General features: G+C 70.9%; 14 protein-coding genes. 8 read left to right on the forward strand and 6 right to left on the reverse strand.

Translation table 11 applies throughout. The features are described 5' to 3' along the window. Positions 1-40: 40 nt before the first annotated feature. The gene (locus ACZ6AA_RS31100) at positions 41-979 is read right to left on the reverse strand and encodes a PAC2 family protein (RefSeq protein ID WP_190116725.1); all 939 of its coding nucleotides are present in this window, start codon (positions 977-979) and stop codon (positions 41-43) included. Positions 980-1,229: 250 nt separating this feature from the next. Between ACZ6AA_RS31100 and ACZ6AA_RS31105 the strand changes: the two genes are divergently transcribed. Then, complete coding sequence (locus ACZ6AA_RS31105) at positions 1,230-2,204, forward strand: right-handed parallel beta-helix repeat-containing protein (RefSeq protein ID WP_468482998.1); 975 nt, start codon at positions 1,230-1,232, stop codon at positions 2,202-2,204. Between the two features lie 190 nt (positions 2,205-2,394). Here the strand turns inward: ACZ6AA_RS31105 and rpsA are convergent, their stop codons facing one another. Continuing rightward, a complete protein-coding gene (gene rpsA, locus ACZ6AA_RS31110) occupies positions 2,395-3,900 on the reverse strand; it encodes a 30S ribosomal protein S1 (RefSeq protein ID WP_030362924.1) in 1,506 nt (501 codons plus the stop codon). 390 nt (positions 3,901-4,290) lie between these two features. On the opposite strand from rpsA, the gene ACZ6AA_RS31115 reads away from it, so the two are divergent. Next, on the forward strand, positions 4,291-5,133 hold the full coding sequence (locus ACZ6AA_RS31115; protein ID WP_468448853.1) for a class I SAM-dependent methyltransferase: 843 nt from the start codon (positions 4,291-4,293) through the stop codon (positions 5,131-5,133). An 84-nt stretch (positions 5,134-5,217) separates the two neighbouring features. Next, on the forward strand, positions 5,218-7,893 hold the full coding sequence (locus tag ACZ6AA_RS31120) for an ATP-dependent RNA helicase (protein ID WP_471461516.1): 2,676 nt from the start codon (positions 5,218-5,220) through the stop codon (positions 7,891-7,893). 15 nt (positions 7,894-7,908) lie between these two features. Here the strand turns inward: ACZ6AA_RS31120 and pgfA are convergent, their stop codons facing one another. The 4 genes from pgfA to polA all read right to left on the reverse strand — a co-directional run bounded on the left by pgfA (position 7,909) and on the right by polA (position 14,034). Further along, on the reverse strand, positions 7,909-8,910 hold the full coding sequence (gene pgfA, locus ACZ6AA_RS31125; protein WP_471461519.1) for a cell envelope lipid trafficking protein PgfA: 1,002 nt from the start codon (positions 8,908-8,910) through the stop codon (positions 7,909-7,911). Between the two features lie 11 nt (positions 8,911-8,921). Continuing rightward, positions 8,922-9,056 carry an SPW_0924 family protein gene (locus tag ACZ6AA_RS31130; protein ID WP_190116731.1) on the reverse strand — a complete coding sequence of 45 codons (135 nt, stop codon included), beginning with the start codon at positions 9,054-9,056 and terminating at the stop codon, positions 8,922-8,924. Positions 9,057-9,242: 186 nt separating this feature from the next. Next, positions 9,243-11,021 carry a lytic transglycosylase domain-containing protein gene (locus ACZ6AA_RS31135; protein WP_468448859.1) on the reverse strand — a complete coding sequence of 593 codons (1,779 nt, stop codon included), beginning with the start codon at positions 11,019-11,021 and terminating at the stop codon, positions 9,243-9,245. A 352-nt stretch (positions 11,022-11,373) separates the two neighbouring features. Beyond that, positions 11,374-14,034 (reverse strand): DNA polymerase I, encoded by a 2,661-nt coding sequence (gene polA / locus ACZ6AA_RS31140; protein WP_468450106.1) that lies wholly within the window; start codon positions 14,032-14,034, stop codon positions 11,374-11,376. A 219-nt stretch (positions 14,035-14,253) separates the two neighbouring features. Between polA and ACZ6AA_RS31145 the strand changes: the two genes are divergently transcribed. From ACZ6AA_RS31145 to ACZ6AA_RS31165, 5 genes are all read left to right on the forward strand, one after another. After that, on the forward strand, positions 14,254-16,533 hold the full coding sequence (locus ACZ6AA_RS31145; RefSeq protein WP_468448861.1) for an FdhF/YdeP family oxidoreductase: 2,280 nt from the start codon (positions 14,254-14,256) through the stop codon (positions 16,531-16,533). A gap of 82 nt (positions 16,534-16,615) precedes the next feature. Then, positions 16,616-17,113, forward strand: coding sequence for a PaaI family thioesterase (locus ACZ6AA_RS31150; RefSeq protein WP_471461528.1), 498 nt, complete (start codon positions 16,616-16,618; stop codon positions 17,111-17,113). Between the two features lie 74 nt (positions 17,114-17,187). Then, positions 17,188-17,589: a hypothetical protein gene (locus ACZ6AA_RS31155; protein ID WP_471461531.1), complete on the forward strand. Its 402-nt coding sequence runs from the start codon at positions 17,188-17,190 to the stop codon at positions 17,587-17,589. 678 nt (positions 17,590-18,267) lie between these two features. Then, positions 18,268-19,500 (forward strand): branched-chain amino acid ABC transporter substrate-binding protein, encoded by a 1,233-nt coding sequence (locus ACZ6AA_RS31160; protein ID WP_468448867.1) that lies wholly within the window; start codon positions 18,268-18,270, stop codon positions 19,498-19,500. 91 nt (positions 19,501-19,591) lie between these two features. Beyond that, on the forward strand, positions 19,592-20,521 hold the full coding sequence (locus tag ACZ6AA_RS31165) for a branched-chain amino acid ABC transporter permease (RefSeq protein ID WP_468448869.1): 930 nt from the start codon (positions 19,592-19,594) through the stop codon (positions 20,519-20,521).

The following is a 20,521-nucleotide window of genomic DNA, read 5'->3' on the forward strand; positions in this document are numbered from 1 at the left end:
CCCACCTGCCCCCCGGCCTTCGGCCTGCTGCCGCCGACCGTCAGCCGTCGCCCTCGCGCTCCGCGAGGAAGCGCTCGAACTCGCGGCCGATCTCGTCCGCGGACGGGATGTCCACGGGCTCGGCGAGCATGTTGCCGCGCGCGTCGGCGCCCGCCGCCGCGTCGTACTGGTGCTCAAGTCCCTGTACGAGCGCGACCAGTTCCTCGTCGCCCTCCTGGACCTGCCGGTCGATCTCGGTCTGGGTGCGGTGCGCCTCGGTGCGCAGCGCGTGCGCGACGCCGGGCAGGACCAGGCCGGTGGCGGCGGTGATGGCCTCCAGGACGGTCAGGGCGGCGTCGGGGTAGGTCGAGCGGGCGATGTAGTGCGGGACGTGCGCGGCGACGCCGAGCACGTCGTGGCCCGCTTCCGCGAGGCGGTACTCGACCAGCGCCTCCGCGCTGCCCGGCACCTGCGCCTCGTCGAAGGGGCTGCTGTGGCCCGGCACCAGGTCCGTGCGGTTGCCGTGCGGGGTGAGGCCCACGGGGCGCGTGTGCGGTACGCCCATGGGGATGCCGTGGAAGTTCACCGAGAGCCGCACGCCGAGCCGTTCGACGATCTCCCTGACGGCCGCGGCGAAGCGCTCCCACTCTATGTCCGGCTCGGGGCCGGAGAGCAGCAGGAAGGGCGCACCGGTGGCGTCCTGGAGGAGGCGGACGTCGAGCGTCGGCACCTCGTAGTCGCTCCAGCGGTCGCGCCGGAACGTGAGCAGCGGGCGCCGGGCGCGGTAGTCCACGAGCCGGTCGTGGTCGAAGCGCGCGACGACCTGCCCGGGAAGGCTGTCCACGAGCCGCTCGACGACCTGATCGCCGGTCTCGCCCGCGTCGATGTATCCGTCGAAGTGGTAGAGCATGACCAGACCGGCCGACTCCTGGGCGAGCGCCATGTCGACAACAGCGAGGCCCTTCGGCTCCCATGCGTACAAACCCTGCGGATCTAGCACTGTGACCGCTCCTCCTCGTGTTCATTGAGCAGAACGCGCCTCGCGGGGCGGGCATTCCCCTGTCCGCGCATTCACAGCCACGACTGATCCGTTCCCTACCGGTACGTCGACACGGTTCGCGTCCTTGACGCGAACATGCCCCACCCTTACCGTCACGAGGCAGCGAAGCGTTCAGATTGACATCCACAGTTCACGTACAAGAACCCACTTCTCTTGCCGGAGCAGCACCCCACGGGAAGGCAACCCCACGATGCGCACCCGCTTCCTCATCGCCACGCTCGCCGCCACCACCGCCGTAGGCGGCCTCACGGCAGCCGCATATGCGACTCCGGCGCCCTCGGCCCCCCGCCCGGCCGCCACCATCGAGGTCTCCACGGCCGCCCAGCTGAAGTCGGCGCTGGGCTCGGCGGGCCCGGGCGACACCATCCACCTCGCCGACGGCACGTACTCGGGGAACTTCAAGACCTCGACCGCCGCGAGCTCCGGCTCCCGGATCACGCTCACCGGCTCGCCGAAGGCCGTCCTCACCGCGGGCGGCGGCTACGGGCTGCACCTGAACGGGGCCTCGTACTGGACCGTCAAGGGCATCACCGTCACCGGTGGCCAGAAGGGCATCATGATCGACTCCGCGAAGGGGGTCGTGGTGGACGGCGTGACGGTCCACGGCCTCGACATGGAGGGCGTCCACTTCCGCAAGTCGAGCACCGACGGCGTGATCAAGAATTCGAAGATCTACGACACGGGCAACGACAACCGCGGCATGGGCGAGGGCGTGTACGTCGGCAGCGCGGGCGGCCTCTCCGACAAGAGCGACAACGTACAGATCCTGAACAACGTCATAGGCCCGGACGTGGGCGGCGAGGCCATCGACCTCAAGGAAGGCACGAGGAACGGCAAGGTCTCCGGCAACACCTTCGACGGCAAGGGCCTGACCGGCAACAACTACGACGACTCATGGGTCGACGTGAAGGGCAACGACTACGTCATCGAGGGCAACACCGGCAAGAACACCACGAACAACGGCTTCGAGACCCACACCCAGCAGTCGGGCTGGGGCTGCGGCACGGTCTTCCGCGCCAACAAGTCCGACCTGACGGGCGCTTCCGGCGACAAGCAACTGGCGATCAACGTGACGAACAACAGCTCAAGCTGCAGGACAACGGTCCACGCCAGCAACACGGTCAAGGGCGGCAAGGGCCTGACGAACGTCCCGGTAACCCCGTAGCACCTCAGGAACACAGACCACCCGCACCGGGGCGCCCTGTAAGGGGCGCGGGGAACTGCGCGCCAAGCCCCCACGCACCCGCAGATACAGCGCGCCCCGGGCGCGAAGCACAAAAAACAAACACTGTGGGCCCGCACCAAAAGGTGCGGGCCCACAGTGCTCAGCTACCGCCTAAGAGAGCGGCGCGCGGTCAGGACTGACCGCCGGCCAGCTTCTCGCGCAGAGCGGCAAGCGCCTCGTCCGAGGCAAGCGCACCGGAGTTGTCCGGGCCCTCGGAGGAGTACGAGCCACCACCGGAGGCGGCGGGAGCCGCACCGGCCGGAGCCTCGTTGCCACCCTCGGCCGCCGCCTGGGCGTCGGCCTCGCGGGACTTGATGACCTGAGCCTGGTGCTGCTCGAAGCGCTGCTGCGCCTCGGCGTACTGGGTCTCCCAGGCCTCGCGCTGGGTCTCGTAGCCCTCGAGCCAGTCGTTGGTCTCGGGGTCGAAGCCCTCGGGGTAGATGTAGTTGCCCTGGTCGTCGTAGGACGCGGCCATGCCGTACAGGGTCGGGTCGAACTCGACGGCCGACGGGTCGGCGCCGAAGGACTCGTTGGCCTGCTTCAGCGACAGCGAGATCCGGCGACGCTCGAGGTCGATGTCGATGACCTTGACGAAGATCTCGTCGTTGACCTGGACGACCTGCTCCGGGATCTCCACGTGGCGCTCGGCCAGCTCGGAGATGTGGACCAGGCCCTCGATGCCCTCGTCGACGCGCACGAACGCACCGAACGGAACGAGCTTGGTGACCTTACCGGGAACGACCTGCCCGATCTGGTGCGTGCGGGCGAACTGCTGCCACGGGTCTTCCTGCGTCGCCTTGAGCGACAGGGAGACGCGCTCGCGGTCCATGTCCACGTCGAGAACCTCGACGGTGACTTCCTGGCCGACCTCGACAACCTCGGAGGGGTGGTCGATGTGCTTCCAGGAAAGCTCGGAGACGTGGACGAGACCGTCGACGCCGCCGAGGTCCACGAACGCACCGAAGTTGACGATCGAGGAAACGACGCCGGAGCGGACCTGGCCCTTCTGCAGGGTCGTGAGGAAGGTCTGGCGGACCTCGCTCTGGGTCTGCTCGAGCCAGGCACGGCGGGACAGGACCACGTTGTTGCGGTTCTTGTCCAGCTCGATGATCTTGGCCTCGAGCTCCTTGCCCACGTAGGGCTGAAGGTCGCGGACACGGCGCATCTCGACCAGGGAGGCCGGGAGGAAGCCGCGGAGGCCGATGTCGAGGATGAGACCACCCTTGACGACCTCGATGACGGTACCGGTGACGATCCCGTCTTCTTCCTTGATCTTCTCGATGGTGCCCCAGGCACGCTCGTACTGGGCGCGCTTCTTCGAGAGGATCAGGCGGCCTTCCTTGTCCTCCTTCTGGAGAACAAGGGCCTCGATCTCGTCACCGACGGCGACGACCTCGTTCGGGTCGACGTCGTGCTTGATGGAGAGCTCGCGGCTCGGGATGACGCCTTCGGTCTTGTAACCGATGTCGAGCAGGACCTCGTCCCGGTCGACCTTCACGATGACGCCGTCGACGATGTCGCCGTCGTTGAAGTACTTGATCGTCTCGTCGATCGCGGCGAGGAAGGCTTCCTCGTTACCGATGTCGTTGACCGCTACCTGCGGAGTGGTGGCGGTGGTCTCGGTGCTGCTCGTCATGTGGGAAAGGGCTCCGGTACGGACATTGAAGTCGTAGGTACTGCTTACGCCGGAGCCCGTTTCGCTCTGAAGAAGCCGGACAGCCTAGGAGGCGCGACTCCCTGGATTCCCGAAGGAAACGGAAAGCGCCTCGACAACCGAGGGGACATACAACAGACGCGAGCGCAACCTGCTATGTCTGAGGAACGCAGGCCCGCAGCGCAACTTGTAGCATACGGGGGCTGTCGTACAGGGTCAATGCGCGAAGGCGCACACCCGGGGCGGATCGCCGCATACCCGGCACAAAACGTGTTGCATGAGGCCACACCGGCCGCATCGCGCCCTGCCGCGACGCACCCGCCGACGCCGGACGCCACCGTACCGGCGACGCCAGACGGCACAGTAACGACGATGGAGCGGATCATCCAAGAGCCCGACGCACCCGCGGCACCGGAACCCGAGGCGACCCGGCGTGACGCCGATGTCACGGAGAGCAGCCGCGCCAATCGCGGCTGGTGGGACCGGAACGCGGACGACTACCAGATCGAGCACGGCACGTTCCTCGGGGACGACCGTTTCGTGTGGGGCCCGGAAGGGCTCGACGAGGTGGAGGCGGAGCTGCTCGGCCCGCCCGAGGAGCTGAAGGGCAAGGACGTCCTGGAGATCGGCGCGGGCGCGGCCCAGTGTTCGCGCTGGCTCGCCGCGCAGGGCGCCCGGCCGGTGGCCCTCGACCTCTCCCACCGCCAGCTCCAGCACGCGCTGCGCATCCAGGAGGGCTTCGGGGCCCGGGTGCCGCTGGTGGAGGCCGACGCGGGCGCGCTGCCGTTCGCGGACGGCTCCTTCGACCTCGCCTGCTCCGCGTACGGGGCGCTGCCGTTCGTCGCCGACCCGGTGCGGGTGCTGCGGGACGTGCACCGGGTGCTGCGGCCCGGCGGCCGGTTCGTCTTCTCCGTCACGCACCCGATCCGCTGGGCGTTCCCGGACGAGCCGGGGCCCGAGGGCCTCTCGGTGGCGGCCTCCTACTTCGACCGCACTCCGTACGTCGAGCAGGACGACCAGGGCCGCGCGGTGTACGTGGAGCACCACCGGACGGTCGGGGACCGGGTGCGGGACGTGGTCGCGGGCGGATTCCGCCTGGTGGACCTGGTGGAGCCCGAGTGGCCGGAATGGAACACCCAGGAGTGGGGCGGCTGGTCCCCGCTGCGCGGGAACCTCATTCCCGGGACGGCGATCTTCGTGTGCGAGCGGGACTGAGGCAGTCCTTCTTGTAGGGGCGGGGCCGAGGCCTTCTCCGGGTCTCGGTTCCGGCGCCGCGCGGTGGCGTACGAGACTGGGGGCGTGATCCGTGACGACGCTCTGAGACTGCCCGTGCGCGACGCGCTGCCCGCCCTGCGGGAGGCCCTGGAGGGGCCGGGGTGCGCCGTGCTGTGCGCGCCGCCCGGCACGGGCAAGACGACGCTCGTGCCGCTGGCGCTCGCGGGTCTGGTGCCCGGGCTCGGTGCCGAGGGTGGTGCGGTACGCCGTGTCGTGGTCGCCGAGCCGCGGCGCATCGCCGCCCGGGCCGCGGCACGGCGGATGGCGTGGCTGCTCGGCGAGAAGGTCGGCCGGAGCGTCGGCTACACGGTGCGCGGCGAGCGCGTGGTGGGGCCGCACACGCGCGTGGAGGTCGTCACCACCGGGGTGCTGCTGCAGCGCCTCCAGCGGGACCAGGAGCTGGCGGGCGGCGGCGGGGGCCGCGCGGTTGACGCAGTGGTGATCGACGAGTGCCACGAGCGGCATCTGGACGCGGACACGGTCGCCGCCTTCCTGGTCGACGTGCGCGAGACGCTGCGGCCCGAGCTGCGGCTCGTGGCCGCGTCGGCGACGACGGACGCCGAGGGGTGGGCGCGGGTCCTCGGCGGCGCCCCCGTGGTGGAGGCGGCGGGGACCACGCATCCCGTGGACGTGGTGTGGGCGCCGCCCGCGCGGCCCGTACGGCCGCCGCACGGCATGCGCGTGGATCCGGCGCTGCTCACACACACGGCGTCCGTGGTGCGGCGGGCGCTGCGGGAGCGGGACGGGGACGTGCTGTGCTTCCTGCCCGGGGTCGGCGAGATCGGCCGGGTGGCCGGGCAGCTGGGGGATCTGGGCGGCGTCGAGGTGCTTCAGGTGCACGGGCGCGCTCCGGCCGCCGTGCAGGACGCGGTCCTCGCGGGCGGTGAGCGGCGCCGCGTCGTCCTCGCCACGTCCGTGGCCGAGTCGTCCCTGACGGTGCCGGGGGTGCGGATCGTGGTCGACTCCGGGCTCGCCAGGGAGCCGCGGGTCGACCACGCGCGCGGGCTCAGCTCACTCACCACCGTGCGGGCCTCGCAGGCGGCCGGGCGGCAGCGGGCGGGGCGGGCCGGGCGGGAGGCGCCCGGGGCGGTGTACCGGTGCTGGGCGGAGGCCGAGGACGGGCGGCTGCCACGCTTCCCCTCCCCCGAGATCAAGGTGGCCGACCTGACGGCGTTCGCGCTCCAGGCCGCGGTCTGGGGAGACCCCGGCGCGTCCGGGCTCGCGCTGCTCGACGCGCCGCCCGCCGGGGCGATGGCCGCCGCGCGGGACGTGCTCGTCGCGATCGGCGCGGTGGACGGGGCGACAGGGCGCGTCACCGAGCGGGGCGTACGGCTGTCCCGGGCCGGGGTGCATCCGCGGCTCGCCCGGGCCCTCCTGGACGCGACGCCCCGGGTCGGCGCCCGGCGGGCCGCGGAAGCCGTCGCCCTGCTCAGCGAGGAGCCTCCCCGGGAGTACGGGGACGACCTGGCGGCGGGGCTGCGGGCCGCCCGGCGGGGCACCGACGCCTATGCCGCGCGCTGGCGGGGCGAGGTGGGGCGCCTCGCCTCGGCCGTCGGTGCGGGGTCGGCCCGTGCCACGTCCGGGACCGGGGGCGGCGCCGATGTCACCTCCGCGTCGGCGCCCGCGCCTTCGGCGCGGGACATCTCCCACCCGCCCGCCCACGACCCGCAGCCGGGGGAACCCGGCGCCGACGCTCCCCGGAGCAAGGTCCCCGACGACCTCGTCGTCGGCCTCGTCGCCGCCCTCGCCTTCCCCGAGCGCGTTGCCCGGCGTACCGACGACGGGACGTTTCTGATGGTCGGGGGGACCCGGGCCGAGGTGAGCGGGGGGTCGGGGCTCGCGGGGGCCGGCTGGGTCGCGGTGGCCGTGGCCGACCGGGCTGCCGGGGCGGGGCATGCCCGGGTGCGGCTCGGGGCCGTCGTCGACGAAGGCGTCGCGCGGGCGGCCGCCGCGTCGACGCACGCCGAGGGGGACGAGGTCGCGTGGGTCGACGGGGATCTTGTGGCGCGCCGCGTGGAGCGGCTCGGTGCGGTGGAGCTGGTGGTGCGGCCGCTCCGGGAGCCGGACCCCGGCCTCGTACGGGAGGCGCTGCTGGAGGGGCTGCGGCGGGACGGGCTCGGGCTGCTGCGGTGGAGCCGGGACGCCGTGGCCCTGCGGGACCGGCTGCGGTTTCTGCGGCGGCACCTCGGGGAGCCCTGGCCGGACGTGTCGGACGAGGCGCTCGTCGAGCGTGCCGACGCCTGGCTCGAACCGGAGCTGGGCCGGGCCGGGCGCCGCGCCGACCTGGGCCGGATCGACGCCGGGCAGGCCCTCGCACGGCTGCTGCCGTGGGCCACGGGCGAGGCGGTCCGCCTGGACGGGCTCGCGCCGGAGCGGGTGGAGGTGCCGAGCGGGTCACGGGTGCGGATCGACTACACCGACCCCGAACAGCCGGTTCTCGCCGTCAAGTTGCAGGAGATGTTCGGGCTCGACGACACCCCGCGGGTGGCGGGCGTACCGCTCCTCGTCCATCTCCTCTCGCCCGCGGGACGCCCGGCCGCCGTCACCGCCGACCTCGCCTCCTTCTGGCGCGACGGCTACCGCGCGGTCCGCGCCGAACTGCGCGGGCGCTACCCCAAGCACCCGTGGCCGGAGGATCCGGCCGGGGCGGCGCCGACGCGGTACACCAAGGCCCGGCAGGAGCGGGCCCACCGGGGGTGAGCCCGGGGCCGGGCCTCACGCGTTGACCGGTTGCGGCTCCGCGTCCGGCGCCGGTGCCGGGTCCCCCGGCCTGCGGCTGCGGGCCTCCAGCCAGAGGGAGAGCGCGAGCAGCAGCACGCCGAGGATCAGAAAGCCCCAGGGGAGGTACGAGGTCAGCAGGAGCACCAGGACGCGCTGGGACTTGACCAGGTCGACCGTGCTCCTGATGTAGTCCTCGCGCATCTTCACGTGCCCGGCGAAGACGGTGAGCTTGTCGCGGTCGCCGAGGAGGGTGCCGCCGCGCAGTTCATTGCGCTGGATCTCCTCGCCGTAGACGGGCGCCCCGGTGGTCGGTTCGACCCAGAACTTGCGGACCGTGGTGTACCAGCGGGTGGTGCCGGTCTTGGCGAGGGACTCCGGGGTGATGTCCTCGACCGGCATCGTCTTGGGGAAGGGGACCTTGGTCCAGGGGATGGTCTGCTCGAAGTAGTAGACCTTCACGCCGCGGAAGTCCTGGGTGCCCTTGTAGTGGATGGGCCTGGTGACGCGGGCCTGCGCGTCGAAGTACTCGTAGTCCCGCTTCTCGGTCAGGAAGGGCCACTTGAACTCGATGCCCTGGCGCTTGACGGGGTCGCCGTCGACCATCTCGCCGGTGGCGTGGACGGGCTCCTGGCTGTGCGCGTCGAAGATGTACCGCTCGGGGATCTTGGAGACCATCTTGCCCTTGGAGTCCTGTACGTAGGACAGGGCGTCCCAGACCACGACGTCGCGGGAGGAGTCCCCGTCGTTCTTCTCGATCTTCTCCGACGCCTCCACGTTGCCCTTGAGGGTCTGCACGATGGTGACCTTGGGGACCTTCTTGGCCTTCATCGTGCCGTAGTCGATGAGCGTCGCGTCCTTCGCCTCCAGGACCGCGTCCTGGTACTGGCTCGGCGGGATCTTGGCGAGGCGCGGGAAGGCGTACCAGCGCATGAGCGGGGACATGGCCGCGCAGAACACGGCGAAGGCGAGCAGGACCAGGCTGGCCTTGCGGCGCATCTCGGCCCTCCCTACGGGTGCTTGGGGACGGTGGTGAGCAGCGGCTTGGGCGAGGTCTCGCCGGACGGCGCGCCGATGGCTGTGATCGTCAGGACCAGGGCGAAGGCGACGGCGAGGCCGGTGGCGGCGGCGATGAGGGCACGCATGCGGGCCTCCCGAGGCGGCTGGAACCGGGAACTGACTGTGCGTCAGAGCGGGGGCACCGTAGCAACGGACAGGCCAGATGAGAACACGTTGCACACACGGCGACCGCCCCCGGCCCGTTGTGGGCCGGAGGCGGTCAGGTGCTGCGCGCGTGCGGTGCTCGCGCCGGGGCGCGGGCGGGTGGCTGGTTACGCGGTGGGCGAGGCGGAAGCGGTCGGCGAGGCGGACGCGGTGGGCGAGGCGGAAGCGGCCACCTTCAGTTCGACGGTGAGGGTGGCGCCGCCGTTGGTGACGATCCGCAGGAGGTACGTCCCGGCGGTGTCGTCGGCGTACATCTTCGGCAGCAGGAGCTTGCCGTCCTCGTCGGTCTTGAGGCCCTTGAGGGTGCGCACGGGCTTGCCGTTCGCGTCCTTGAAGTAGGGGCCCTTGTCGTTGGCGGTGCCGTCCTGCGCCGACTTGATCATCGTGGCGGTGGCGGTGACGCCTGCGGCGCTTTCGCCCTTGTACGTGGCCTCGACCTCGACCTGGTCGGCGAAGGCCTGGCCGGGCACGCAGGTCAGCGCCTTGTCGCTGGTGCGCTCCAGCTTGTCGGCCTGGCGCGCGGTGACGGTCGCGGGCACCTCGACGGCGGTCAGGGAGCGGTCCACGACCCGGGCGCGGACGGTGAACCCACCGGTCCGCTCGCCCGCCTCGATGACGGGTGCCGTGGCCGTGCCGCTGCCGGTCGTGGTGACGGTGACGCTGCGCGCGCCGCCCTCGAACCGGGTGTCCGTGTCGCCGGAGATGGTGAACCGGACCTTGACCTTGGGCACGCCGATGCCGTTGCGGTTCTCCGCCTTGGCCGCGACCCGTCCGGCGAAGGTGTCGCCCGCGGTCGCCGTGAGCTTCGCCGCGCCCGCGTTCTCCAGGCGGGTGACCTGCTCGGACGGCGAGGGCTTGGGCGGCTTCGGGGGCTTGGGCTCGTGGGGCTTGCCGGGCTTGTCCGGCGGCTTCGGGGTTCCGGGGTGCGTACCGGGCTTGTCCCCGCCGGGCGTCTTGCCGGGCTCATGGGGCTTGGGCAGCTGCTTCGGCGGGGTGGTGCTCGGCGGGGGCGTGGGCCGCAGCGGCGGGTTCGACGTGCCGGGCGAGGGCCGGTTCTCGTCGCTGCGGTCGTCGGGCAGGACGCCGGTGCCGTCGGGGACCTCGTGGGTGCCCTTGCGGTAGTACTCCAGCCACGAAAGGACCGTGTTCAGGTACTCCGTGGAGCGGTTGTAGCTGAGGATCGCCGCGTGCAGGTCGTCCTTGTCGGCGAGGTCGCGGCCGCCCGCGCACAGATAGTGGGCGGCGCCGAGCGCGGCGTCGTAGATGTTGTTCGGGTCCTTCTTGCCGTCGGCGTTGCCGTCCTGCTGCCAGCTCGCCCACGTCGAGGGGATGAACTGCATCGGGCCGACGGCGCGGTCGTGCGTGGTGTCGCCGTCGAAGGCACCGCGGTCGGTGTCGGTGATCTTCGCGAAGCCGTTGCCGTCGAGGACCGGGCCGAGGATGGGCGTGAGGGTCGTGCCGTCGGCGTCGACGCGGCCGCCGCGGGCCTGTCCCGACTCGACCTTGCCGATGGCGGCGAGCAGTTGCCAGGGCAGGTTGCAGCCGGGCCGGGAGGTGCGCACGGCCGCTTCGGCCTTCTTGTACGCGTCGAGGACCGAGGCCGGCAGGCCCGCTTCCTTGTCGCCTGTGGCCACGCCGCCACCAGGCTTGGAGCTCGGCGGGACGGGGCTCTTCAGCGGCGGGAGGTCCGTGTAGTACGGCGAGTCACCGGTGGCCGAGTCGCCGTCCGGCGACGGCGTGGTGTCCGCCGCACCCGCCCGGTCGTCCCGCGCCTGGTCGTTGGTCACGCCCGGGGCCTGCGATGCGGCCAGCGCCGCCACCGCGGCGGCGGCGACCGCGGTGGTCACCGCGGTCCTGCGCACCCGACTGCCGAATACCGCCGCCATGTCCGTGAACCCCTCCCCTTGACGACCCGGCCCGTACGTCCCGGCGCACCCGCGCGCCCTTGACGGAACGACTCAGGCGACACTACGACAACTTCCGGAGCCCAGACACCCGTTCGTGACCGTTTTTCCCGTCTTGGCGCGTCACGGTCCTGTCCCGGTTCCCCACGGTTGCGCTCCGGATGCTTCTCGTTCACCCGGGGCCTGTCCAGACCGCCCCGAGCCGACGGACGCACGAAGGCTGTCAAGAGCCCGTCCGGCGATTGAGGACGAGCGCGCAGCGCGATCAAGGGCGCCCCCGGCCGACGGGACCGAAAGCCCCACGCCCAGAGGCACCCCACCCCAGCCGGAGAGGCTAGTGCGCGGCCGACTCCCAGTCGGCCCCCACGCCCACCGACACATCCAACGGCGCTCGAAGCGAAACCGCCCCGGCCATCTCCCGCCGGACCAGCTCCTCCACGGCCGCCCGCTCCCCCGGAGCGATCTCCAGGACGATTTCGTCGTGGACCTGGAGCAGCATCCGCGAGCCGAGCCCCGCCTCGCCCAGCGCACGGTCCACGTTCAGCATGGCGATCTTGACGATGTCGGCCGCCGTGCCCTGGATCGGCGCGTTCAGCGCCATCCGCTCGGCCATCTCGCGCCGCTGCCGGTTGTCGCTGTTGAGGTCGGGGAGATAGCGGCGGCGGCCGAGCATCGTCTCCGTGTACCCCGTGGCGCGGGCGTCGTCGACGACGCGGCGCAGATAGTCGCGGACCCCGCCGAAGCGCTCGAAGTAGGTGTCCATCAGGGCGCGCGCCTCCCCCGCCTCGATGCCGAGCTGTCCGGACAGGCCGAAGGCCGAGAGGCCGTACGCCAGGCCGTACGACATGGCCTTGATCTTGCGGCGCATCTCCGCGTCGACGCCGGAGCGCTCCACGCCGAACACCTGCGAGGCGACGGTGGTGTGCAGGTCCTCGCCGGAGGTGAACGCCTCGATGAGGCCCGCGTCCTCCGACAGGTGGGCCATGACGCGCAGTTCGATCTGGCTGTAGTCGGCGGTCATCAGGGACTCGAAGCCCTCGCCGACGACGAAGCCGCGGCGGATCGCCCGGCCCTCGTCGGTGCGGACGGGGATGTTCTGCAGGTTCGGGTCCGTCGACGACAGGCGGCCGGTGGCGGCCACCGTCTGGTTGTACGTCGTGTGGATGCGGCCGTCCGCGGCGATGGACTTGACCAGGCCCTCGACGGTGACGCGCAGCTTGGCCTGCTCGCGGTGACGGAGCATGATCACGGGGAGTTCGTTGTCCGTCTGGGCGGCGAGCCAGGCGAGGGCGTCCGCGTCCGTGGTGTACCCCGTCTTGGTCTTCTTCGTCTTGGGCAGGCCCAGCTCGCCGAAGAGGACTTCCTGGAGTTGCTTGGGCGAGCCCAGGTTGAACTCGTGGCCCGCGGCCGCGTGCGCCTCCTTCACGGCCTGCTGCACGGCGCCCGCGAACTGCTGCTCCATGGACTCCAGATGCGCCCGGTCGGCCGCGATGCCGTGCCGCTCCAGGCGGGCCAGGAGGGTGGACGTGGGCAGCTCGATGTCCTTGAGGAGGTCGGCGGCGTTCACCTCCTTGAGGCGGTCCCCGAACGCCGTGCCCAGGTCGAGGATGGTGCGGGCCCGGACCATCAGCGTGTCCGCCTCGGCGCCGGCGTCGTCCTCGACGCCGAAGGCGAGCTGCCCGTCGGCCGCCGCGGGCACCAGCTCGCGGCCCAGATACTCCAGGGACAGCGCGTCCAGGTCGAAGGAGCGGCGCCCGGGCTTGACGAGGTACGCCGCGAGGGCGGTGTCCATGGTGATGCCGTCGACGCTCCAGCCGTGCTCGGCGAAGACCCGCATCACGCCCTTGGCGTTGTTCAGGACCTTGGGCTTGTCGGCGTCGGCGAGCCAGGCCGCGAAGGCGTTCTCGTCGGCCTCGTCGAGCTGCGCCGGGTCGAACCAGGCCGCCGCGCCCCCGGCCGCGGCGAGCGCGACCTCGGTGACCGAGCCGGTGCCGAGCTGCCAGGAGTCGACCGTGGCCAGGCCGAGGACGGCCTTGCCGTGCTCGGTGAGCCAGGGCCCGAGCTCACCGGCGCCGAGCACCGCTCCGTCCAGGTCGATGCCCTCGGCGGCGGGTGTCTCCTCGGCCTCCTCGGCGCCCGGGTCGACGGCGAGGAGCCGCTCCCGCAGCGAGGGGTTGCGGATCTCCAGGGTGTCCAGGACCATCGCGAGGCCCTTGCGGTCGTACGGAGCGCGCTCCAGGTCGTCGACGCCCTTGGGCAGCTCGACGTCGCGCACCATCTCCGTAAGACGGCGGTTGAGCTTCACGGCGTCCAGGTGGTCGCGGAAGTTCTGTCCGGCCTTGCCCTTGACCTCGTCGGCGCGCTCGACCAGCTCCGCGAACGAACCGAACTGGTTGATCCACTTCGCGGCCGTCTTCTCGCCGACGCCGGGGATGCCGGGGAGGTTGTCCGACGGGTCGCCGCGCAGGGCCGCGAAGTCGGGGTACTGCGCGGGCGTCAGGCCGTACTTCTCCTCGACCTTCTCCGGCGTGAAGCGCGTCAGCTCCGAGACGCCCTTCGTCGGATACAGCACCGTCACGTGGTCGGTGATCAGCTGGAAGGAGTCGCGGTCGCCGGTGACGATCAGGACCTCGAAACCGGCCGCCTCGGCCTGCGTGGCGAGCGTGGCGATGACGTCGTCCGCCTCGAAGCCGTCGACGGCGAACCGCACGGCGTTCATCGTGTCGAGCAGCTCGCCGATCAGCTCGACCTGGCCCTTGAACTCGTCCGGGGTCTTGGAGCGGTTCGCCTTGTACTCCGTGAACTCCTCGGAGCGCCAGGTCTTGCGCGAGACGTCGAAGGCCACCGCGAAGTGCGTGGGCGCCTCGTCGCGCAGCGTGTTCGCCAGCATCGACGCGAAGCCGTAGATCGCGTTCGTGGGCTGGCCCGTCGCCGTCGTGAAGTTCTCCGCGGGCAGCGCGAAGAACGCCCGATACGCCAGGGAGTGCCCGTCCATCAGGAGCAGGCGCGGACGCTCGCCGCCGGTCGGGGTCGCCTTCTTCGCCGTCTTGGCGGCGGGCGCGGACTTCTTCTTCGCTGCTGTTTCTGCCACGCCCCCGATCCTGCCACGCCCCACTGACAGTCCAGCCACTCCTAGCCCGCCCGGGGGCGGTGTCAGTCGTGCGTGGGAGGATCGGAGACGTACGTCACGTATGCGCTCGAAGAGGAGCAGGCCATGGCAAGCAAGCCGCCCAAGGGTGATCCGGTCCAGGACGCGCCGCAGGTCACGGACGCCCAGCACGCGGCGGCAGGACTGCCCGCCATCGGTCACACCCTGCGTATCGCGCAGCAGCAGATGGGCGTGCGGCGCACGGCGCTGACGCTGCTGCGCGTCAATCAGAAGGACGGCTTCGACTGCCCCGGCTGCGCCTGGCCCGAGCCGGAGCACCGGCACAAGGCGGAGTTCTGCGAGAACGGCGCGAAGGCGGTCGCCGAGGAGGCGACGCTGCGCCGCGTCACACCGGACTTCTTCGCCGCGCACCCGGTCTCCGACCTCGCCACGCGCAGCGGGTACTGGCTGGGGCAGCAGGGCCGCCTCACCCACCCCATGTATCTGGCGGAGGGCTCCGACCGGTACGAGCCGGTGTCGTGGGAGCGGGCCTTCGACATCGTCGCCGAGGAGCTGGCCGCCCTCGGCTCCCCCGACGAGGCCCTCTTCTACACATCGGGGCGCACCAGCAACGAAGCGGCGTTCCTGTACCAGCTGTTCGCCCGCGAGCTGGGCACGAACAACCTCCCCGACTGCTCGAACATGTGCCACGAGTCGTCGGGCTCGGCCCTCACCGAGACCCTCGGCGTCGGCAAGGGCAGCGTCCTCCTCGAAGACCTCTACAAGGCCGACCTGATCATCGTCGCCGGGCAGAACCCGGGCACGAACCACCCGCGCATGCTCTCCGCCCTGGAGAAGGCGAAGAACAACGGCGCGAAGATCATCACGGTGAACCCGCTGCCCGAGGCCGGCCTGGAGCGGTTCAAGAACCCGCAGACCCCGCAGGGCATGCTCAAGGGCACCGCGCTCACCGACCTGTTCCTGCAGATCCGCCTCGGCGGCGACCAGGCCCTCTTCCGCCTCCTCAACAAGCTCGTCCTGGAGACAGAGGGAGCGGTCGACGAGGAGTTCGTCCGCGAACACACCCATGGGTACGAGGAGTTCGTGGCCGCCGCGCGCGCCGCCGACTGGGACGAGACGCTGACGGCGACCGGCCTGGACCGCGCCCGCATCGAGGAGGCGCTGCGCATGGTGCTCGCCTCCAAGCGCACGGTGGTGTGCTGGGCGATGGGCCTGACCCAGCACAAGCACGCGGTGCCCACGATCCGCGAGGTCGTCAACTTCCTGCTCCTGCGGGGCAACATCGGCCGCCCCGGTGCGGGCGTGTGCCCGGTGCGCGGGCACTCCAATGTGCAGGGCGACCGCACGATGGGCATCTTCGAGCGGCCCGCGCCCGCGTTCCTGGACGCCCTGGAGAAGGAGTTCGGGTTCGCGCCGCCGCGCCACCACGGCCTGGACGTCGTCCGTGCCATCCGGGCGCTGCGCGACGGCGAGGCGAAGGTGTTCTTCGCGATGGGCGGCAACTTCGTCTCCGCGTCGCCCGACACGGAGGTCACGGAGGCGGCGATGCGGCGCGCCCGTCTGACGGTGCACGTGTCCACGAAGCTGAACCGCTCGCACGTCGTGACCGGCGCGCGCGCCCTGATCCTGCCCACCCTCGGCCGCACCGAGCGCGACCTCCAGGGCGGCGGCGAGCAGTTCGTGACCGTCGAGGACTCCATGGGCATGGTGCACGCCTCGCGCGGGCGCCTCGACCCGGCGAGCCCGCAGCTGCTGTCCGAGCCCGCGATCGTGTGCCGCCTCGCGCGCCGCGTCCTCGGCCCGGAGTCGGCGACGCCCTGGGAGGAGTTCGAGAAGGACTACGCCACGGTGCGCGACCGCATCGCGCGCGTGATCCCCGGCTTCGAGGACTTCAACGCGCGCGTGGCACGCCCCGAGGGCTTCGCCCTTCCGCACGCCCCGCGCGACGAGCGCCGCTTCCCCACGGCCACCGGCAAGGCCAACTTCACGGCCGCGCCCGTCGAGTACCCCGCCCTCCCCGAGGGCCGCCTGCTGCTCCAGACGCTGCGCTCCCACGATCAGTACAACACCACGATCTACGGCCTGGACGACCGCTACCGAGGCATCAAGAACGGCCGCCGCGTCGTCCTGGTCAACCCTGACGACGCCCGCGAGCTGGGCCTCGCCGACGGCGCGTACACCGACCTCGTCAGCGAGTGGCAGGACGGCGTCGAGCGGCGCGCGCCGGGCTTCCGCGTCGTGCACTACCCGACGGCGCGGGGCTGCGCGGCGGCGTACTACCCGGAGACCAATGTGCTGGTGCCGCTGGACGCCACGGCCGACACCAGCAACACCCCCGCCAGCAAGTCCGTGGTCGTACGCCTGGAACAATCGGCGACCGACTGAGCGTTCGCTCAGCGATAGGCGCGCCGCCGCGGTGGCCGCCGCGGTTGTTGTCAGGTGTCGTCGACGAACGGAGCCCGGCCCGATGGGTGAGCAGCACACGACGAAGTTCCCGCAAGAGGTCATCGACGAGTACGCGGCGCTCGGCGTCGACCTGCCCGCCCTGTTCTCCGCCGGGAACCTCGGCAGGCGCATGGGCGTGCAGATCCTGGAGGCCGCCGCCGACCGCGTGGTCGGCACCATGCCCGTCGAGGGCAACACCCAGCCGTACGGCCTGCTGCACGGCGGCGCGTCCGCGGTCCTCGCCGAGACGCTCGGATCGGTCGGCTCGATGCTGCACGGCGGCAGCACGAAGGTCGCCGTGGGCGTCGACCTGAACTGCACGCACCACCGGGGCGCGCGCTCGGGCCTGGTCACGGGCGTGGCCACGCCGGTGCACCGGGGGCGCTCCACGGCGACGTACGAGATCGTCATCACCGACGAGGACGGCAAGCGGGTGTGCACGGCGCGCCTGACGTGTCTGCTGCGGCCGGTCGACGCGATGCCCGGCATCGACGGGGCGGACGGCGGCTCCCCGGCCTGAGGCCCGGGGTTCTCCCGTCGGGCGGGGGCGCCCGGGCGTTGCCGGAGCGGGCGCCCCCGGCCTAGCGTCGCCGCATGAGGCCAAGCAGGCTCCGCCGCGCGCTCGCCCTCGCCGCCGCCCTCTGTGTCCTGCCCGTCGCCGTCGGCTGCTCGGGTGCGGGCACCGACCGCGCCCATGGCTCCCGTACGCCCGACTCCCCCGCCCCACGCACCACTTCCCCCGCGGACCTGTGCGCGATCCTCATCGTCAAGTGGGGGCGCGACGTCTACGACTTGGGCAAGGAGCCCTACGGCGACTACCAGAACATGGGCCTGTCGAACGGGCAGTACACGATCCTCCTAGACGTCCTGAAGGCCGCGCGGGCCGAGCGCGAGCGCCACGGGGCCACCGCGGGCCGGAAACTGATGCAGCGCCAGGCGCGCGAGAAGTGCGCGGACCGCTACCGCGACGGCGGACCCGGCGGAAATCCCTGGTAGCGCACGGGCGGACGCGCCCGCTCCGCCCAACTCCCGGCGCCCGCGCGGCCCGACGGGAACGGGCCCCGCCCCGGCACTGCCCGGATAGCGGACACGAGTCGTCACCAACCGTATCCGGAGCGCGCCAGCGGGCCGCCACCCGGCCGCACCCGTGCGCGCACCGTGGTCTTCACCTCAAAAACAGGAGTGCTACGCAAAAACACTCCTGACCGCGCACATTCGCGAAAGCGGAAAAGTGGCACGGAATGCCGGGCTCCCTTTTTGTCGGAGTAACGCTGCGTAATGCGCGTGCAATCCCCTCGCGACCCACCGGAAGCACGCCACGCAACGCAAAAGATCATTTCCGTGCGTTCGGCTCCGCATACCCCCCGAACACGGCTGTCATGAGTGAAACCACTTAACGGTCCTGCTGGTTTACGGGGGCGACATCTGCCGAAGCGTGCATATTCCGCCACAACCGACCCCTGCGTTCCAGCGCGGAATACTCCGTGGCATAACAAGAGCGTCACAGCCTTGGCTCGACCACTCCACCAGGATCAATTGCCCCCTTAGAGTCACGGCCAGTCACCGCGCCGCCGGGCGCGAACTGAATTGCACGGCCCGGTACCACCACCAGTACGGCCCGGCGATCTTCACGGCTCCTCCGCAGAGGGGACCGCGCCAGGGAAAGGACCCATCGTGCGAAACCGTTCCGCGCTCATCCTCACCACGGTGTTGACCACGGGGGCACTCACCCTCACCGCCTGCGGGTCGCGCGACAAGGACAAGGACTCCGACGACAACGGCGGCGGCAAGACCACCGTCACCATCGGCTTCGACGCCCCGCTCACCGGCGACCTCTCCGCGCTCGGCATCGGCATGCGCAACTCCGCCGAGCTCGCCGTCAAGACCGCCAACAAGGAGAACACGGTCGACGGCGTCAAGTTCAAGCTGGAGCCCCTCGACGACCAGGCCCAGCCCTCCGTCGGCGGCCAGAACGCCCAGAAGTTCATCAGCAACGACGACGTCATCGGCGTCGTCGGCCCGCTGAACTCCAGCGTCTCCCAGTCGATGCAGAAGCCCTTCAACGACGCCAACCTCACCCAGATCTCGCCCGCCAACACCGGCACCGAGCTGACCCAGGGCGACGGCTGGAAGAAGGGCGACAAGAAGCGTCAGTTCAAGACCTTCTTCCGCACCGCCACCACCGACCAGGTCCAGGGCCAGTTCGCCGCCCAGTACCTGTACCAGAAGGCAAAGATCAAGAAGGTCTATCTGATCGACGACCAGAAGACCTACGGCGCCGGCCTCGCCGCGTCCTTCAAGGACACCTTCACCTCCCTCGGCGGCAAGATCGTCGGCCAGGACCACGTCAACCCCGAGGACCGCGACTTCAAGTCCGTCGCCTCCAAGGTCAAGGGCAAGGGCGCCCAAGCCGTCTACTACGGCGGCGAGTACCCCGCCGCGGCGCCCCTCAGCCAGCAGCTCAAGGAGTCCGGCGCCGACGTCCCGCTCATGGGCGGCGACGGCATGAAGAGCGACGAGTTCCCGAAGCTCAACAAGAAGGCCGAAGGCGACCTCGGCACCTCCGTCGGCGCCCCCGTCGAGGAACTTCCCTCCGCGAAGAAGTTCATCGCGGAATACAACAAGAACTACAAGGAAAACATGGAGACCTACGGTGGCGGCACCTACGACGCCACCTGGGCGATCATCGAAGCCGTGAAGCTCGCCGTCGACGACAACGACGGAAAGCTTCCCGACGACGCCCGCGAGAAGGTCCTCGCCAGCATGAGCAAGGTCAAGTTCGACGGCGTCACCGGCAGCGTCTCCTTCGACCAGTACGGCGACACCACGAACACGATGATGACCGCGTACGAGATCAAGAACAACAAGTGGGAGTCGAAGTTCAGCGAGGCCTACAAGCCCCGGTAAATCCCACGCACACCCATTGACTCAAGACCGCGCGGGAAGCGCTACCAGCGCTCCCGCGCGGTGCCATATCCGAACCAACGGAGGCCCTGCGGTGAACGAACTGCCGCAACAGCTGGCCAATGGACTCATCCTCGGCGCGATGTACGGTCTCATCGCGATCGGCTACACGATGGTCTACGGAATCGTCCAGCTCATCAACTTCGCCCACGGCGAGATCTTCATGGTCGGGGGCTTCGGCGCCCTCACCGTCTCCCTGTGGCTCCCCGAGGGATTCTCGCTGCTCGCCGCGATCCCACTCATGATCATCGGCGGCGTCATCGTCTCCGTCGCCGTCGGCACCGCGGCGGAACGCTTCGCCTACCGCCCCCTGCGCGGCGCCCCACGCCTGGCACCCCTCATCACCGCCATCGGCCTGTCCATCCTGCTCCAGCAGGCCGTCTGGAAGTGGTACCCCGAGGCCAAGAAGGACCGCACGTTCCCGCAGTTCAGCGGCGACCCCGTGCACATCTTCGGCGCCGACATCCAGCGCGGCGACTTCTTCCTCATCCTCGCCGCCCCGCTGTGCATGGTCGCCCTCGCCTACTACGTCAACAAGACCCGCACCGGCCGCGGCATGCAGGCCACCGCGCAGGACCCCGACACCGCCAAGCTCATGGGCATCAACACCGACCGCATCATCGTCATGGCCTTCGCCATCGGTGCCGCGTTCGCCGCCGTCGCAGCCGTCGGCTACGGCCTGCACAACGGCCAAGTCGGCTTCAAAATGGGCTTCATCATGGGCCTCAAGGCCTTCACCGCGGCCGTCCTCGGCGGCATCGGCAACATCTACGGCGCCATGCTCGGCGGCATCGTCCTCGGCGTCGCCGAAGCCCTCGCCACCGGCTACATGGCCGACGTACCCGGCATGGAACAGTTCGGCGGCGGCGCCTGGAAGGACGTGTGGGCCTTCGCCCTCCTCATCCTCGTCCTGCTCCTGAGGCCCCAAGGCCTACTCGGCGAACGCGTCGCGGATCGGGCGTGA

Source organism: Streptomyces sp. NPDC040610 (assembly GCF_055594065.1).

Excerpts from the sequence above, each read along its gene's own strand:
- ACZ6AA_RS31105 (WP_468482998.1), top strand. The coding sequence starts at position 1,230 with ATGCGCACCCGCTTCCTCATCGCCACGCTCGCCGCCACCACCGCCGTA.
- rpsA (WP_030362924.1), bottom strand. The coding sequence starts at position 3,900 with ATGACGAGCAGCACCGAGACCACCGCCACCACTCCGCAGGTAGCGGTC.
- ACZ6AA_RS31115 (WP_468448853.1), top strand. The coding sequence starts at position 4,291 with ATGGAGCGGATCATCCAAGAGCCCGACGCACCCGCGGCACCGGAACCC.
- pgfA (WP_471461519.1), bottom strand. The coding sequence starts at position 8,910 with ATGCGCCGCAAGGCCAGCCTGGTCCTGCTCGCCTTCGCCGTGTTCTGC.
- ACZ6AA_RS31130 (WP_190116731.1), bottom strand. The coding sequence starts at position 9,056 with ATGCGTGCCCTCATCGCCGCCGCCACCGGCCTCGCCGTCGCCTTCGCC.
- ACZ6AA_RS31135 (WP_468448859.1), bottom strand. The coding sequence starts at position 11,021 with ATGGCGGCGGTATTCGGCAGTCGGGTGCGCAGGACCGCGGTGACCACC.
- polA (WP_468450106.1), bottom strand. The coding sequence starts at position 14,034 with ATGGACGGGCACTCCCTGGCGTATCGGGCGTTCTTCGCGCTGCCCGCG.
- ACZ6AA_RS31145 (WP_468448861.1), top strand. The coding sequence starts at position 14,254 with ATGGCAAGCAAGCCGCCCAAGGGTGATCCGGTCCAGGACGCGCCGCAG.
- ACZ6AA_RS31150 (WP_471461528.1), top strand. The coding sequence starts at position 16,616 with ATGGGTGAGCAGCACACGACGAAGTTCCCGCAAGAGGTCATCGACGAG.
- ACZ6AA_RS31155 (WP_471461531.1), top strand. The coding sequence starts at position 17,188 with ATGAGGCCAAGCAGGCTCCGCCGCGCGCTCGCCCTCGCCGCCGCCCTC.